This window comes from Streptomyces sp. NPDC001393 (assembly GCF_053597455.1).
The window spans coordinates 81,543-96,492 of record NZ_JBSFIH010000024.1 but is presented as its reverse complement, the minus strand read 5'-3'; the positions used below and the strand labels follow the sequence as shown (position 1 = coordinate 96,492).

12 protein-coding genes are annotated in these 14,950 nt (G+C 72.2%); 7 read left to right on the top strand and 5 right to left on the bottom strand.

Features of this window, described 5'->3' with window-relative positions; genetic code table 11:
• The first annotated feature begins 45 nt into the window (after positions 1–45).
• The 3 genes from ACWC2T_RS24935 (at position 46) to ACWC2T_RS24925 (ending at position 2,131) form a co-directional block, all read left to right on the top strand.
• Positions 46–288 carry a DUF397 domain-containing protein gene (locus tag ACWC2T_RS24935; RefSeq protein ID WP_103816026.1) on the top strand — a complete coding sequence of 81 codons (243 nt, stop codon included), beginning with the start codon at positions 46–48 and terminating at the stop codon, positions 286–288.
• Positions 289–426: 138 nt separating this feature from the next.
• The gene (locus ACWC2T_RS24930; protein WP_450672568.1) at positions 427–1,329 is read left to right on the top strand and encodes a universal stress protein; all 903 of its coding nucleotides are present in this window, start codon (positions 427–429) and stop codon (positions 1,327–1,329) included.
• 304 nt (positions 1,330–1,633) lie between these two features.
• Positions 1,634–2,131: a hypothetical protein gene (locus tag ACWC2T_RS24925; RefSeq protein WP_449197099.1), complete on the top strand. Its 498-nt coding sequence runs from the start codon at positions 1,634–1,636 to the stop codon at positions 2,129–2,131.
• Positions 2,132–2,147: 16 nt separating this feature from the next.
• On the opposite strand, the gene ACWC2T_RS24920 is transcribed toward ACWC2T_RS24925, so the two are convergent.
• Together ACWC2T_RS24920 and ACWC2T_RS24915 are read right to left on the bottom strand one after the other, a co-directional pair.
• Positions 2,148–4,118: an N-acetylmuramoyl-L-alanine amidase gene (locus ACWC2T_RS24920; RefSeq protein ID WP_450672567.1), complete on the bottom strand. Its 1,971-nt coding sequence runs from the start codon at positions 4,116–4,118 to the stop codon at positions 2,148–2,150.
• 262 nt (positions 4,119–4,380) lie between these two features.
• The gene (locus tag ACWC2T_RS24915) at positions 4,381–5,526 is read right to left on the bottom strand and encodes an aminoglycoside phosphotransferase family protein (RefSeq protein ID WP_450672566.1); all 1,146 of its coding nucleotides are present in this window, start codon (positions 5,524–5,526) and stop codon (positions 4,381–4,383) included.
• A gap of 335 nt (positions 5,527–5,861) precedes the next feature.
• Between ACWC2T_RS24915 and ACWC2T_RS24910 the strand changes: the two genes are divergently transcribed.
• Positions 5,862–7,355, top strand: coding sequence for a DNA-binding protein NsdB (locus ACWC2T_RS24910; protein WP_450672565.1), 1,494 nt, complete (start codon positions 5,862–5,864; stop codon positions 7,353–7,355).
• Between the two features lie 87 nt (positions 7,356–7,442).
• Here the strand turns inward: ACWC2T_RS24910 and ACWC2T_RS24905 are convergent, their stop codons facing one another.
• A complete protein-coding gene (locus ACWC2T_RS24905) occupies positions 7,443–8,873 on the bottom strand; it encodes a PP2C family protein-serine/threonine phosphatase (protein WP_450672564.1) in 1,431 nt (476 codons plus the stop codon).
• A gap of 347 nt (positions 8,874–9,220) precedes the next feature.
• Here ACWC2T_RS24905 and ACWC2T_RS24900 point away from each other — a divergent pair, with 347 nt between their 5' ends.
• Together ACWC2T_RS24900 and ACWC2T_RS24895 are read left to right on the top strand one after the other, a co-directional pair.
• Positions 9,221–9,637 carry an SsgA family sporulation/cell division regulator gene (locus ACWC2T_RS24900; protein WP_450672563.1) on the top strand — a complete coding sequence of 139 codons (417 nt, stop codon included), beginning with the start codon at positions 9,221–9,223 and terminating at the stop codon, positions 9,635–9,637.
• Positions 9,638–9,770: 133 nt separating this feature from the next.
• Positions 9,771–11,795 (top strand): phosphocholine-specific phospholipase C, encoded by a 2,025-nt coding sequence (locus ACWC2T_RS24895; RefSeq protein ID WP_450672562.1) that lies wholly within the window; start codon positions 9,771–9,773, stop codon positions 11,793–11,795.
• On the opposite strand, the gene ACWC2T_RS24890 is transcribed toward ACWC2T_RS24895, so the two are convergent.
• Complete coding sequence (locus ACWC2T_RS24890) at positions 11,785–12,819, bottom strand: Gfo/Idh/MocA family protein (RefSeq protein ID WP_450672561.1); 1,035 nt, start codon at positions 12,817–12,819, stop codon at positions 11,785–11,787. The genes ACWC2T_RS24895 and ACWC2T_RS24890 overlap by 11 nt on opposite strands.
• Before the next feature lie 90 nt (positions 12,820–12,909).
• Positions 12,910–14,004, bottom strand: a complete 1,095-nt coding sequence (locus ACWC2T_RS24885; RefSeq protein WP_450672560.1) for a baeRF3 domain-containing protein — start codon at positions 14,002–14,004, stop codon at positions 12,910–12,912.
• 158 nt (positions 14,005–14,162) lie between these two features.
• Here ACWC2T_RS24885 and ACWC2T_RS24880 point away from each other — a divergent pair, with 158 nt between their 5' ends.
• A complete protein-coding gene (locus tag ACWC2T_RS24880; protein ID WP_450672559.1) occupies positions 14,163–14,942 on the top strand; it encodes an alpha/beta fold hydrolase in 780 nt (259 codons plus the stop codon).
• Positions 14,943–14,950 lie beyond the last annotated feature (8 nt).

Sequence of the window (14,950 nt, the reverse complement as noted above, 5' to 3'; positions counted from 1 at the left end):
TCGCTAGGCTGACCCGCGGACGATGGAACCGGGAGGAGCACGGACGTGGCCGAGAGCACGATCCAGCAGCAGCCGCTCGCGGGCTGGGACAAGCCGGAGCTGGACCTCAGCAAGGCCGAGTGGCAGTCCAGCAGCCGAGGTCTGGGAGATGTCCAGATCGCCTTTGTCGAGGGCTTCATCGCGATGCGCAACAGCGGCCGTCCGGAGAGCCCATCCCTGATCTTCACTCCGGCGGAATGGGGTGCCTTCGTCTCCGGAGCCCGGGAAGGGGAGTTCGACCTCACCTGAACCGGATCCACCAGGCCTGAACCGGGGGTGTTCCGAACCGATTTCCGGACACGCGACCACCAGGACCCGGCGGGGACCGACGCCTGCGCCAGGCTGGCCCCAGCACGGGGAAGGTCGTGTTCCGAAAGGTGAGGGACGATGAGCACTGCGCCGGTCATCGCCGCGGTCGACGGCTCCGACGACAGCCTGCGCGCGCTGGAGTGGGCCTTCGACGCCGCCCGCCGCCGCGCCGCACCGCTGCGGGTGGTGCACGTACGGCAGTACGCCGCCTGGGGCCAGGCCGATGTGCTGGTCGCCGCACCGCCCCAGGCGGTGGGCGATGCGGTGCTGGACGACGTGCACACCCGGCTCGCGGGCCGCGGCGCCGAACCGGTCGTCGAGTACGTCGCCCTGGAGGGCGTACCGGGCGCCGTCCTGCCGGAACTCGGCGCCGACGCCCAGCTGTTGGTCCTCGGCTCCCGGGGCCGCGGCGGCTTCGCCAGCCTGCTGCTCGGCTCCAACGGGCTCGCCGCCGCCCGGGACGCCGAGTGCCCGGTGGTCGTCGTACCCCGGCCCGGCCGGCAGGTGCACGGCGACGGCCCGGCCGAGCCGGGACCGCGGGTGGTGGTCGGTCTGCACGCCGACAGCCCGGACGAGGCCACCCTCGCCCTCGCCTTCACCGAGGCCGCCCTGCACGGCGCACGCGTCCAGGTGATCGCCGCCTATCCCTGGCCGGTGCAGACCTGGTCCGCCCCCGGCCAGCTGGTGCCGCCCCAGATCGACCAGGCCGCCGTCGAGAACGAGACCCGTGCCCTCGCCGAGGGCTTCCTCGCCCCGCACCGCGAGCGGCACCCCGAGGTACGCGCCGACGTCGAGGCCCTGCCCGGCGACGCGGCCGGCCATCTCGTCGCCGCCTCCAAGGACGCCGAGCTGGTCGTCGTCGGCCGGCACCGGCGGCGCCTGCTCGCACCGGCCCGGATGATGGGCTCCGTCACCCAGGCCGTCCTGCTGCACGCGGCGAGCCCGGTCGCGGTGGTGCCCCCGGTACCGCGGGAGGAGTGAGAGCCGGCAGGGTGCCCAGACGTGTGGGCCGCCACCATGGCGCGGGACACCCGGACGCACCGGCAGACCGCTGATCACCATCCGGGGCACCCTCGACGTCCTGCTGCCGGTCAGCCAGGACTCCGACGTCCCTGCGCGCATGGTCCACGCGGCCGGGCGCGGCGCCCTGGCCACGCTCCTGACCAGCTGCCCTTTGAGCCGATGTGCGACTCGGCCGCGTGGGCCGGACCAGGCACGACGAACCCCACGGCCGATCGGCGGCCCCGTCACGCCACTTCCGGCGCACCCCACGTACCATGGCCGCATGTCGTTCCTCCGCCGCCGCAGCGCCACCCCTGCGGGACCCGACTTCGACGTGCTGGCCATGGACCCGGGCGACTGGCCGGGCAACCTCGGCGCGGGTCTGCTGCCCGCCCCCGACGGCACCTGCCAGGGCGTCTTCCTGCGCTACGACCTCTTCGGCGGCCGCGGCCCCGCCATGATCATCGGCAACCTCCCCGAGGGCTCCCCGGCCCGCGAGGTCGCCGAGGACGAGATCCCCTTCGAGGTGGGCCAGCTGCTGCTCGCGCTGGAGAACGACGAGGAGGTCACCGTCGTCGGCGTCGAGGACACCCCGGTCCTCCAGGGCGACAACCTCCTGATCGTGCGGCGGCTGAAACTGTCCGAGTCCCGGATCTCCTGCGTCCAGTTCGACCGCAGCGACGGCGTCCTCGTCACCATCGCCGCCTGGGACCGCCCCATCACCGACGACCTGTACGCCCTGCTGAAGCCGCTCCCGGCGGAGCTTTTCCAGCAGGGCTGAGGCCGCGCGGCCGCGCCTAGCCGGCCGAGCCTTCCAAGGTCACGTCCGCGGCGCGGACGAACCCGACCCGGTGGCCGTACTGGATCTCGTAGTACAGGTCCTTGCCCACCACGACCCGGTGCGAGTCGGTGGTGAAGGTGACCGAGTAGTAGTACTCGCCGGGCACCTCGTCACCGACCACGTACTTCTGCCCGGCCGGGATCGTGTACGGCAGCGGGACGACCGACTGGGCGGGGACCCCCGCCGGGTAGGCCTCCGTCTCCGGGTAGGCCCTGCCGTACACCGGAACGCTCGCCAGGCCGTCCTTCGGGGTGATCACCAGCCCCTTGGCGGGCACCGCCGCCGGTGCCGTGCGCGGGCTGTGGAACCAGGCCTTCTGGCCCAGGTACCAGATCGCGGTCCAGTCGCCCCAGCGGTCCGCGACCGCGTACTGCTGACCGGTGGAGACCCGGGAGGACAGGTCGTTCACGTCCTCGGTCGGGTCCTTCTTCAGCCCGATGTCCTTGATCAGCGGCGCGTTGACGTCGTGGTCGGAGTACAGCCGCACCTCGCTGGAGCCGTGCGCCGTGCAGGCCTGGCCGCTGGTGGTGCAGCCCGTGTACACCGGCTGGTTCGCGGCGTAGTCCGGCAGGATCGTCACCAGCCCGCCCCGCTTGCCGGCCGTGCGCCTGAAGGGGTGGCCCAACAGCTGGAAGTAGTGCCGCCAGTCCCAGTACGGACCCGGGTCCGTGTGCATGCCGGGGATCGTGGACGTGGTCGGCCCGGGCACGTTGTCGTGGCCCAGGATGTGCTGCCGGTCCAGCGGGATGCCGTACTTGCCGGCCAGGTACCTCACCAGCCGCGCCGAGGAGCGGTACATGGCCTCGGTGTACCAGGCGTCGGGGTTGGCGAGGAAACCTTCATGCTCGATGCCGACGGACTTGGCGTTGACGTACCAGTTGCCCGCGTGCCAGGCCACGTCCTTCGCCTTGACGTGCTGGGCGATCAGACCGTCCGTGGAGCGGATCGTGTAGTTCCACGACACATAGGTCGGGTCCTGGATCAGTTTCAGCACCCCGTCCCAGGCGCCCTCCGTGTCATGGATGACGATGTACTTGATGCCCTGTGACACCGGTCGGTCGCCGAGATCGTGGTTGCCGTAGTTGTTGTTCCCGAACTGTGCGTACGGCGCCCAGACCGCCTCGCAGGACACCGAGCGCGGACATTCGACGCCGTCCGTGGGCAGCGTGCCCAGCCCGGCCCGCCGCAACTGGGCGGTGTCGGCGGTCAGTCCCGGCTGGGCGGCGAGCGCGACCAGCTGACCGTCGTCCGTGGTGCGCTCCTCGCCGGTGTGCAGGACGTCGTACACGTCGTCGGCGTACGCCGCCGCGGTCGCCGAGTCGTCGGCGCCGGAGAAGCGCGCCACCGCGCCGTACCAGTCGGACGGGTCGGCGCTCAGCGGCTCGCCCAGCTCCTTCTGCGCGGCGGCGAGCAGGGCGGCACCCCCGGCCACGTTCGCCGCCGGGTCGGTGCGCAGCTCCTCGGCCGGCAGGCCGGTCAGCTGCGCCGCCTTCGGCAGCGTCTTCAGGCGGGCCGGGAGCGCGGACTCGGCCGGCACCGGGATGTCCGGGTGCACGGCCGCGCGGGCGGCGTCGCCGCGGGCGTCCTCCGTGCCCTCGGCGTAGTGCTCCGTGGTGGCGATCGCGGTGCGGGCGTCCGTGAGGTGCATCGGACCGTAACCGCCGGACACGCTGGGCGCGCCGGCGTGCCAGTCCCAGCGGGACTGGAGGTAGGAGACGGCCAGCAGAACGCTCTGCGGCACGTGGTACTCGGCCGCCGCGGTGGCGAACGCGTGCTGCAGCCGGCCCGCGGAGGAGTCCGTGGCGCTCTGGGCGGGGGCCGCGCCGAGCAGCGGCAGCAGCAGCGCCGCCGAGGCGAGCGGGCCGACGGCCCGCCGCAGGTGTCTGTTGCCGGGTGTGGACGCGGAATCAGTGGCGGAACCTCGCAATGCGGCCTCCTGTGACGGGCGGGCAGTGGCGGGGCGTGCGGCGCCGAGCTGGATCAGTGGTACCGGCTTGCCGACGATCCGTCAATGATGCCTTCAGGACGGCGATTTCCCATGTCACGAAGGGTTTTCGGCGAGTTTCGCGACGTCGGCCCACCGGCCTGCGCGGCGTCACTGGCGTACACCACTGGCCACAACGGGCCCCGGACACACGAAGGTCCGCGGTGCGCCGCCGCTCTGGCGTACCGCGGAGCCGTCGTCCCCGTCAGCGAGTGCCGACCGCCGCTCTGACGGCCCTGCGGGCCATCTGGCAGTCGTCGTGCAGCCGCCTGAGCAGCAGCCGCTGTTCCTCGCCGGACGGCGCAGCACCGGGGTGGGCCAGGCCCGGTGCCGCCGGGGTCACCTCGTGCATCGAACGCTGCACGGCCGTCTCGTACGTGCGGATCTCCCGCGTCAGCACCAGCATCAGGTTCACCAGGAAGGCGTCCCGGGAGGCCGGGCCCGCCGACTGGGCGATCTGGCTGATCTGCCGCCGGGAAACCGGCGCGTCCCCGAGCACCAGCCACAGCGTCGCCAGGTCGTACCCCGGCAGATACCAGCCCGCGTGCTCCCAGTCCACCAGCACTGGACCGGCCGGTGACAGCAGGATGTTCGAGAGCAGGGCATCGCCGTGGTTGAACTGGAGCATGCCGTGCCGGCCCACCTCGTGGGCGATGCCGTGCAGCAGCTTCTGCAGGTCGCCGAGGTCCCGGTCGGTGAGCAGGCCCAGCTCGTGGTACCGGGAGATCCGGGCGCCGTAGTCCAGCGGCATGTCGAAGGTGCCCGCCGGGGGTCGCCAGGCGTTCACCCGGCAGATCGCGCCCAGCGCGGCCCGGACGTCCGGCCGGGGCGGCGCCTCCACCGGATGCCGCTGCAGCGCCGCCACCCGGCCCGGCGCCCGCTCGATGACCAGGGTGCAGTTGTCCGGGTCCGCCGCGATCAGCCGGGGCACGCGGACCGGTGGCCGGTGCCGGACGAACGAGCGGTATGCGGCTATTTCGTGGCGGATCCGCTCGGCCCAGGCCGGCGAGTGGTCCAACAGACACTTGGCCACGGCCGTGCCGCGCCCCGCCGTCCCGACCAGGAGGACGGACCGTCCGCTGCGCCGCAGCACCTGCACCGGGGTGAACTCCGGACAGATCCGGTGCACCGATGCGATCGCGGTGCGCAGCTGCGCGCCCTGGGGACCGGACAGGTCGAGTCGCCCGCTCAGCGGTTGACCACCGACCTGGCCCGGCACCCGCCGGAGCCGGCCCGCGACCGGCACGGGGCCGCCCGGACGTGCCGCCGGGTCCAGGTACGGTCCGCCGCCCGCGGGGCGGGAGCGCAGCGGCCGGGGCGGGGCGGACACGGAGGACGATGCTGCGTACATGGGAGATACAGATCCCTTCGTGTGCCTGCGGTGCCTGCCTGTGGTGCGTGCTCGGGGCACATGCGCGAAGCCGGCGCACGGGGGAGCCCGTACTCCGTTCGCATGCACTGCGAGCGTGCGCCTGCCCGGCCCGGTCGCCCGGGTGCACCCTGGGGAATGCACCCGCGAGGCTCCACAAGAGGCGAGCGGCGACCGGGTCGGGGTGGCGCGTTCCTACTCGACACCCGATGCCCAGTGGCACACCATCTGGCGGACCCTGGCGAACCCTGGCGAATAGTCGCCCGGCAACCTCCACCGGGCTACTGTCAACTCAGCCGAGAACCTGGGGGCTTGACGTGAGCGGACAACCCAACACCCGCCTGGCGGACCTGTTCGGCCTGGCCGGCTGGTCCAAGGGCGAACTCGCGAGGCTGGTCAACAAGCAGGCGGCGGCCATGGGCCACCCCCAGCTGTCGACCGACACCTCCCGGGTCCGTCGGTGGATCGACACGGGAGAGATCCCGCGCGATCCGGTACCGCGGGTGCTGGCGGCCCTGTTCACCGAGCGTCTCGGCCGTGTCGTGACCATCGAGGACCTCGGTCTGGTACGGCACGGGCGAACGGGGAAACGGCAGGGCGACGGGATCGAGGAACATCCCGACGGCGTGCCGTGGGCGCCCGAACGTACCGCCGCGGTCCTCACCGAATTCACGGGAATGGACCTCATGCTCAACCGACGCGGCTTGGTGGGCGCGGGTGCCGCGCTCGCCGCGGGATCCGCACTCAGCAGCGCCATGTACGACTGGCTGCACACCGACCCGGCCCTGAAGGCCGACGCCCCCGTCCTCGACGACCCCCTGCACGCCGACCCCGCTGGGTTCGACCGCTATGAAGCCGCCCCCATCGGGTCGCAGGAGATCGAGGAACTGGAGCGCTCGGTCGAGGTGTTCCGCGCCTGGGACGCGGCCCGTGGCGGCGGGCTTCAGCGCAAGGCGGTCGTGGGCCAGCTCAACGAGGTGGGCGGCATGCTCGCCTACCACCATCCACCCCATCTCCAGCGGCGCCTGTGGGGCGTCGCCGCCAACCTCGCCGTGCTCGCGGGCTGGATGTCGCACGACGTCGGCCTGGAGCCCACGGCGCAGAAGTACTTCGTCATCGCCGCCCACGCCGCCCGCGAGGGCGGAGACCGGCCGCGCGCCGGTGAGGCCCTGTCCCGGGCGGCCCGGCAGATGGTGCATCTCGGCCGGCCCGACGACGCCCTGGACCTGATGAAGCTCGCCCAGGACGGCGCCGGCGACCGCCTGCAGCCGCGTACGAAGGCGATGTTCCACACCATCGAGGCCTGGGCGCAGGCGTCGATGGGCAAGGGCCAGGCGATGCGCCGTACGCTCGGGCAGGCGGAGGACATGTTCGTCGCCGACCGGGGCGACGGGGAACCGCTGGACTGGATGCAGACGTTCAAGGACGAGGACCTGTACGGCATGCAGGCGCTCGCCTACCGCACGCTGGCGGAGTTCGACCCCAGCGCGGCCCCCCACGCCCAGCACTACGCGGAGAAGGCGCTCTCGCTGCGGGTCGACGGGCGTGAGCGGTCGAAGATCTTCGACCATCTGTCCATGGCCTCGGCCTGCTTCATCGCCGACGACCCCGAACAGGCCGATCGCTACGCACGCCTCGCCCTGATGTCGATGGGCTCGAACTCCTCCCGTCGCACCTGGGACCGGCTGCGGCAGATGTACCGGCTGACAGCGGAGTACGCCGGCTATCCGAAGATCCACGAACTGCGGGAGCAGATCCGGCTCGCCCTGCCCAAGCCGAGGACCAAGGGCGCGGGCAGCGCACAGGCGTGAGCGCACAGGCACCGGGCCTGTGCGCCGGATTCCATCAATCCGAATTCCATCAATCCCGATTCCATCAACAAGGTCACGTGCGTCGGCTCATGCGGTGACCCTGGCGACGAGCACACAGGCGTCGTCCTCGCGTCCGTCTCCGCCGAACTCCTCGACCACCGTCCGCAGACAGTGCTGCGCGCTGTGCGCCGCGCCGAACCGTGGGGCGAGGTCGAGCAGGCGGTCCACGGCCGCGCCCGAGGCGTGCCCCGGTACCAGCCCGTCGGTGTGCAACAGCAGGACGTCACCCGCCCGGAGGGTGTCGACGGCCTGCCCGTAGACGGCGCCCGAGGTGGCGCCGAGCAGGACGCCGTCCGGTGCGTTCAGCACGCGCCCCGTCCCGTCGCGGTACAGCAGCGGGGCGGGGTGTCCTGCCTGCGCCCAGACCAGGGTGTGGGTCCGGGGCTGATAGCGGCAGCAGACGGCGCTGCCGAGGGCGGGCTGCACCGTGGCGTCGAGTAACCGGTTGAGCATGCCGAGCAGTTCACCGGGCGGGCTGCCGGCCAGCGCCATACCGCGTACGGCACCGAGCAGCATCGCCATCCCGGAGGTGACCGCCACCCCGTGCCCGGTGAGGTCGCCGACACTGAGCAGGGTGTCGCCGTCGGACAGTTCCAGCGCGTCGTACCAGTCTCCCCCGAGCGGTGTGCTCGTCGCCGCGGGGAGGCGGCGGGCGGCGAGGTCGAGGGTGCGTGGTCCCTGGTGCGGGAGCCGCAGGGAGCCGCGCCATGGCGGTAGCACGGCTTCCTGCAGCTCGGCCGCGATCCGGTGCTCGGTCTGCTCCTGCCGGCGGTGACGCTGCAGCGAGTCACGGGTCTCGCGCTCCGTCCGCCGGCAGCGGCGCAGTTCGCTGACGTCGCGCAGCACGGCCCACATCGAGGCCGTGCCGCCGTCGGCGCCGAGCACGGGTTCGCCCATCATGTGCACCGCCCGCACGACGCCCTCCGGTCGTACGATGCGGAACTCGCCGTCGATGGGTTTGCCGTCGACCAGGCAGTCCGTCACCATCGCGGTCAGTTTCGGCCGGTCCTCCTCCAGGACCAGCGAGGGCAGCTCGTCCAGTGTGAGGGCGGGGGCGTCCGGGTCCAGGCCGAGGATCTGGTACAGCTCCCCGGACCAGGTCGCCTCGTCCGTCAGCAGGTTCCACTCCGCGCTGCCGACGCGGCTGAGCAGCGAGCCGCCCGGGGCGGCGGCGGGCGCGGGCCGGACGGTGGGCGCCTCGACCGGCGCCGCGGGCTCGGCGGCCGGGCCGTCGCGGAGCTGGGCCAAATGGGCGTCCAGGTCCTCGAGTTGGTGCAGTGCGAGATCGTACAGGGCGCGCTGCCAGCGTTCCTCGGGGTCGGCCGCGTCGTTCCGGGTGTCCCGCCGTACGGCGTCCACGTCGCCCTTGAGCCGCCGCGTCTGCGTCAACAACGCCTCGACCGAGCCGCGTCCGGGTGGCTGGGCGGCTGGAAGGTCCGCGGAGACCGGTGACGGCATGACGCACTCCGTTGGGGGACGAGAAGGCCGGGACGACGGGGGGACCGTTACGACTCTCGCACAGCCCGCGACGCCCCGTAAGGGATTTGGCAACACACGATACGGTGGTGCTTCAGGCATATGCCAGAGTCTTCCCGGAGCGATCCCGGCGCACGAATGACGTACGCGCCGGGCGGGCCAAGTCTTAGGTCCGCTACGCGAGTTGTCCCTGCCCGGGGCACTTTTCCCGCACGCTCACACGTGTGTTCGTCGCTCCTGTGTTCAGGCGTACGGGAAGCGTCTTGTACCCGTCGAACTCTGACCGGATTTCGCGGCATGCGAGGCGCCCTCGAGGACTCCATTAAGGCATGGATGCCATCACTGTCGAACAGCCCGCCCAGGCCCGGCTCATCACCGCCGAGGACCAGGAGATCCCCGTGTCGGCCACGCTGCGCTACACGACGGACGACCCGCTGGCCGTCTTCGTGGACTTCCCGGCCGAGGCCGCCCTGGACGGCGAGGGGGTCACCTGGATCTTCGCGCGCTCCCTGCTCGACCAGGGGCTGCGGGCCCCGGCCGGCCACGGGGACGTGCAGATCTGGCCCTACGGCCGCACCCGGACGGTCCTGGAGTTCCACTCGCCCCACGGCCTGGCCCTTCTGCAGTTCCCCGCGTCGGCCCTGCGCCGCTTCCTGCTGCGCACGTACGGGGTGGTGGCGGCCGGACAGGAGGACCTGGCCCACGTGGTGGAGCGAGGGTTGGGCGCCCTCTTCGGCGGGGTGTGAGGCGAGCCCCCGGGGGACTTTGACTTATGTTCATCTCCGCCTCACCGCTCCGGTATGGACCCTGACGATCGCCGCGGGCACCCTGGCGCGCGGCGTGCCGCAGGGGCACCAGAAGGTGACGAGGACGGGGCGAATGACACCGATCAGCCGAAGAGGCTTCGTGGGGCTCGGCGCATCCGTGGCGGCGGGCGCGGCGCTGGGCGCCGGCTCGCGCACCGCAGCCGCCGCGGCGACCGCCGCGACCGGCACCATCCAGGACGTCAGGCACGTGGTGATCCTCATGCAGGAGAACCGCAGCTTCGACCACTACTTCGGCCGCCTGAAGGGCGTGCGCGGCTTCGACGACCGCAGCGGCATCACCCTCGGCGGCGGCTACCCGGTCTTCAACCAGCCGAACGGGACGGGCCGCCAGTACCCGTGGAAGCTCAGCGCCACCCCGTCCGCCGGCGGCAAGGACGGCGAGACCCTGGCCCAGTGCAACGGCGACCTGCCCCATTCGTGGTCCTCGCAGCACGCCGCCTGGAACAAGGGCCGCATGGACAACTGGGTCGCGGGCGTGGGCAACGTCCGCTCGCTCGGTTACCTGGACCGCTCCGACATCCCGTTCCACTACGCGCTCGCGGACAACTACACCATCTGCGACGCCTACTTCTGCTCCACGCTCAGCGCGACCGGCCCCAACCGCACCTACCTGTGGAGCGGCAAGGTCGACTCCGCCAGCTACGACGGCGGCGACGAGTCCGGCCTGACCTGGCAGAACTACGCCGAGGCGCTGCAGGCCGCCGGGGTGACCTGGAAGGTCTACCAGAACGCGGCCGACAACTACGGCGACAACGGCTGCGCCTACTTCAAGAACTTCGCGAACGCGGGGCCGGGCGACCCCTTGTACGACCGCGGCATGTCCTCGGTGCCCCAGGTGACCGGCTCCACCCCCGACGACATCGCCGCCGCCATCAAGGCCGACGTGCTCGCGGGCACCCTCCCGCAGGTCTCCTGGATCGTCCCCAACCAGGCCTTCTCCGAGCACCCCTACGCCCCGCCCGGCGACGGCGCCCACTTCGTCAGCCTCGTCTACCAGGCCCTCGCCGCCGACCCGGACGTGTTCGACTCGACCGTCCTGTTCCTCAACTACGACGAGAACGACGGCTGCTTCGACCACGTGCCCCCGCCGGCACCGCCCGCCGGAACGGCCGGGGAGTTCCTGAACGGGGTGCCGTACGGCTTCGGGTTCCGCGTCCCCATGATCGTCGTCTCGCCCTGGACACGCGGCGGCTGGGTCTCCTCGGAGGTCTTCGAGCACACCTCCGTGCTGCGCTTCCTGGAGACCTGGACGGCGGCGCTCGGCAAGCCCGCCAAGTGCCCCAACATCAGCGACTGGCGGCGCAAGGTCAGCGGCGACCTCACCGGTGTCTTCGACTTCGCCACCCCGGTTTTCGGCGCGGTCTCCCTGCCCGCCACCAGCGTGATCGGCATCGGCACCTGCGGCCCGCTGCCCAACCCGGTGCCGACCGACAACGCCCTGCCCGCCCAGGAGCCCGGCACCCGCCCGGCCCGCGCCCTGCCGTACCAGCCGGGCGGCTACCTGGACCACCTGGAGTTCCGCGCGGCCGGCCAGATCCTCGCCTGGTTCACCATGACCAACCAGGGCGGCCCGGCCTCCCGCGCGGCCCACTTCTCCCTCCACCCCAACGCCTACCGCGACACCACCCCGTGGCAGTACACGGTCGACGCGGGCGGCACCGCCTCCGACTCCTTCAACATCGGCACCGGCTACGGCGGCGGCAGGTACGACTTCACCATGGTCGGCCCCAACCGCTTCCTGCGCCGCTTCCAGGGCGACGCGACCAAGGCCGGCAAGGCGGCGGAGGTGAGCACCCGTTACGCGGTCGAGCCGGGCACGGGCAAGCTGGCGATCTACTTCAAGATGACCAACTCGGGTGCGTCCTCGGTGAAGTTCACCATCACGTCCAACCACTACCGCGGCGACGGCCCCTGGACGTACACCGTCGCCGCCGGCGCCTCGAGCGAGGACTACTTCAACGCCGTCGCGTACCAGAACGGCTGGTACGACTTCACGGTGACCGTCGACTCCGACGCGACCTGGTCGCGCCGGTTCACCGGGCACCTGGAGACGGGCGCCGCGAGCGTCAGCGGCTGACCTTGGCGTACGTGTCGTACAGGTCCGGGCGCGGGGCAAGGCCGACGGTCTCCCGCCTGCCGGTCTCCAGTGCCCGGACCCCCGCCTCGGCGACGGCGGAGGCCGCGTAGCCGTCCCAGGCGCTCGGACCGGTGACCTCCCCGCGCCGGGTGGCATCCACCCAGGCCTGCACCTCGCGGTCGTAGGCGTCGGAGAACCGGACGAGGTAGTCCTGCGCCACCTCCTCGCGGGCGCTGCCCGCCGTGGTGACCACCATGGTGTGCTCGTCGCCGATCCGCGCGCTGCCCCGCTCGCACACGGCCTCGCAGCGCACCTGGTAGCCGAAGCCGCAGTTGACGAAGACCTCCACGTCGACCAGCGCGCCCCCCGCCGTCTCGAACAGCACGAACTGCGGATCCAGCAGCCCCTCGGGGGCTCCCGTGGACGGCGTGGGACGCAGCACGGTCACCGCCGTCAGCTCCTGACCGAGCAGCCAGCGGGCCGCGTCGATCTCGTGCGAGACGGAGCTGTTGATCAGCATGGCGCTGGTGAAGCCGCCGGGCGAGGAGACGTTGCGGTGGGTGCAGTGCAGCATCAGGGGCCGGCCCAGGCCGCCGCCGTCCAGCAGCGCCTTGAGCCGGCGGTACTCGGCGTCGTACCGGCGCATGAAGCCGATCTGCGCCAGCCGGCGGCCCAGCCGTGCCTCGGCCTCCACCACTCGCAGCGCACCCGTGGAGTCGGGCACCATGGGCTTCTCGCACAGCACCGGCAGCCCGCGGGCGAAGGCGGCGAGCAGCGCCTCCTCGTGGGCGGGGCCGGGGGAGGCGATCAGTGCGGCCGCCACGCCGGGGGCGTCGAGCGCGGCCACGGGGTCCGCGTGCACGGTCACCGCGTCGAGGCCGGCCGCGGCTTCCCCGGCCCGCTCGACATCGGGGTCGGCCACCGCCGCGACCCTGGCTCCGCTGACCACTTGGTCCAGGCGTCGTATGTGGTCGGCCCCCATGTGTCCGGCACCCAGTACCGCCACTCCCAGCAGGTCACCCATGTGTGCGCTCCCTCACGCCGACGATCACGCCGTAGCGTACGCCGGGCAGGGAGCGCCGCCGGGGGAGCCGCCCAGGGGCGGCTCAGTACCTCAGTACCGGAGTACGCCCGCGATCCCGTTGGCGTCGCCCAGCGTGCCGTCGGGCACGAAGCGGACCTCGGCGCCGGTCTCCAGGCACTGCTCGACGATCTCGTCCACGATGTCCTCGCGGGCGTCCAGGTCGCCGGCTTCGGCCGGCACCAGATGCCCGCCGAGGTCGTTGACGGTCGCCCGGAAGTTCTCCTCCACGGCGAGCAGCCGGACCCGGCCGTCGCGGGCGCTCTGCCACAGCTCGTCCAGACCGGCCGCGTAGGTCTTGTGGCCGCGCGCCGAGGTCAGCTCCCGGATCACGGACGCGGTGTCCTTGCGGGCCTCGTCCTCCAGCACCGGCCGCAGCGCCTGCCACACGGCCTCGGGACCGGCGTGGGCAAGGCCGCCGTGCGGGACCAGGGTGGCCTCCTTGGCCGCGATGCCGACCTCCTCCAGCAGGGACAGCGCTGCCTGCTCGCCGGTGATGTACAGCGGCCGGGGCTGGGCGCGCAGGAGCGCGGCCATGACGGTGTCCGCCTCGCGCAGGAAATGGCGCGTGCCCTCGTCGCGGAAGGCGCTCGGCTGGTCGCCGATCTGCATCTGACGCTCCGCGTCGAAGTTCTCCGGCCGGCGCTCCAGCGGGAAACCGCCGGACTCCTCCGCCACGACACGGCCCTCGCCGCCGCTCCACAGGGTGACGCGGTCCGCGGAGACCGACAGTGCCCAGAAGGGCCGTTCGGAGGCGTGCGCGGCGACCAGGTTGCGGGTGAGGAAGGTGTCCGAGAGCACCACCCGCTCGGGGACGGTGCGGGCCAGGGACCAGACCTGGTGCTCGCCCGGAGCGGCGAAGATCACCAGGCCGTCCTCGGCATGTGCCAGGTCCACCTCCGCCAGCGCCCGGTCGAGCTGGGCCACGACGTCGTTGCGCCGTTCACGGGTGACGGCGGGGTCGGACTCCAGGCGTTTGCGTGCCTCGGTGACGACGTTGCGCAGCCGGACGGGATCCTGCTCGTTGTCCGGTTCCCGGCGGTGCGTCGGGGTCAGCACGGACACTGCGGGGTAAGGGCGCGGGCGCCGCAGTTCGGCCAGCGTTGCGGGACTCAGTGCGTGCTCCATGACAGCACGATAGGGCGGATTCACGCGTACGGCATTCGGGGTGTTCCGGGCCCGGTCACCGCAGCGAATTCCCCCGTGGGAACCGGTGACGGGGCGCCCCGCGGAGGGATAGCGTACCGGCCAGTAACCGGATCGCAGCACCCCGCAGGAGGCCTGACATGCCGCAGCTCGAAGTCGACGGAGCGGCCCTCACGTACGACGACGAGGGCCCCCGTGACGCGCCGGAGGTGCCCCTGGTGTTCGTCCACGGCTGGACCGCGAACCGGCACCGCTGGGACCACCAGATCGCGCACTTCGCGACAAGACGCCGGGTGATCCGGCTGGACCTGCGCGGGCACGGGGAGAGCACCGGGGCCGGGGTGGGCACGATCGCCGAGCTGGCGCGGGACGTCCTGGCCCTCCTCGACCACCTTCAGGTCGAACGGTTCGTGCTGGTCGGCCACTCGATGGGCGGGATGATCGCGCAGACCATCGCCCTGACCCACCCCGAGCGGGTGGAGCGGATGGCGCTGGTGGGCTCCATCGGCCGGATGACGTACAGCCGTGGCCGGGGCCTGCTGATGGCCGTCTCCACGCTGGTGCCGTACCGGCTGTTCATCGCCGCCAACATCCAGCGCGCCTTCGCGCCCGGCTATCCGCGCGAGGAGATCCGCGCGCACATCCGTGCCTCCGCCGCGACCCCGCGCGAGGTCGTGATGACGCTGTACGGCGCGATGCGCGCCTTCGACGTCCTCGACCGGGCCGGGGAGATCCGCACGCCCACGCTGATGGTGCACGGCTACCACGACCTCCAGCTGCCGGTGCGGCAGATGCTGCGGATGGCCAAGGCCTACCCGGACGCGGTCGTCCGCATCCTCGACGCGGGCCATGAAGTGCCGCTGGAGAAGCCGGCCGAGCTGACCGAGGCGCTCGCATCGTTTCTGGCCGTGAAGGGGTGACTTTCTGG

Excerpts from the sequence above, each read along its gene's own strand:
- ACWC2T_RS24930 (WP_450672568.1), top strand. The coding sequence starts at position 427 with ATGAGCACTGCGCCGGTCATCGCCGCGGTCGACGGCTCCGACGACAGC.
- ACWC2T_RS24925 (WP_449197099.1), top strand. The coding sequence starts at position 1,634 with ATGTCGTTCCTCCGCCGCCGCAGCGCCACCCCTGCGGGACCCGACTTC.
- ACWC2T_RS24915 (WP_450672566.1), bottom strand. The coding sequence starts at position 5,526 with ATGTACGCAGCATCGTCCTCCGTGTCCGCCCCGCCCCGGCCGCTGCGC.
- ACWC2T_RS24905 (WP_450672564.1), bottom strand. The coding sequence starts at position 8,873 with ATGCCGTCACCGGTCTCCGCGGACCTTCCAGCCGCCCAGCCACCCGGA.
- ACWC2T_RS24900 (WP_450672563.1), top strand. The coding sequence starts at position 9,221 with ATGGATGCCATCACTGTCGAACAGCCCGCCCAGGCCCGGCTCATCACC.
- ACWC2T_RS24895 (WP_450672562.1), top strand. The coding sequence starts at position 9,771 with ATGACACCGATCAGCCGAAGAGGCTTCGTGGGGCTCGGCGCATCCGTG.
- ACWC2T_RS24890 (WP_450672561.1), bottom strand. The coding sequence starts at position 12,819 with ATGGGTGACCTGCTGGGAGTGGCGGTACTGGGTGCCGGACACATGGGG.
- ACWC2T_RS24885 (WP_450672560.1), bottom strand. The coding sequence starts at position 14,004 with ATGGAGCACGCACTGAGTCCCGCAACGCTGGCCGAACTGCGGCGCCCG.
- ACWC2T_RS24880 (WP_450672559.1), top strand. The coding sequence starts at position 14,163 with ATGCCGCAGCTCGAAGTCGACGGAGCGGCCCTCACGTACGACGACGAG.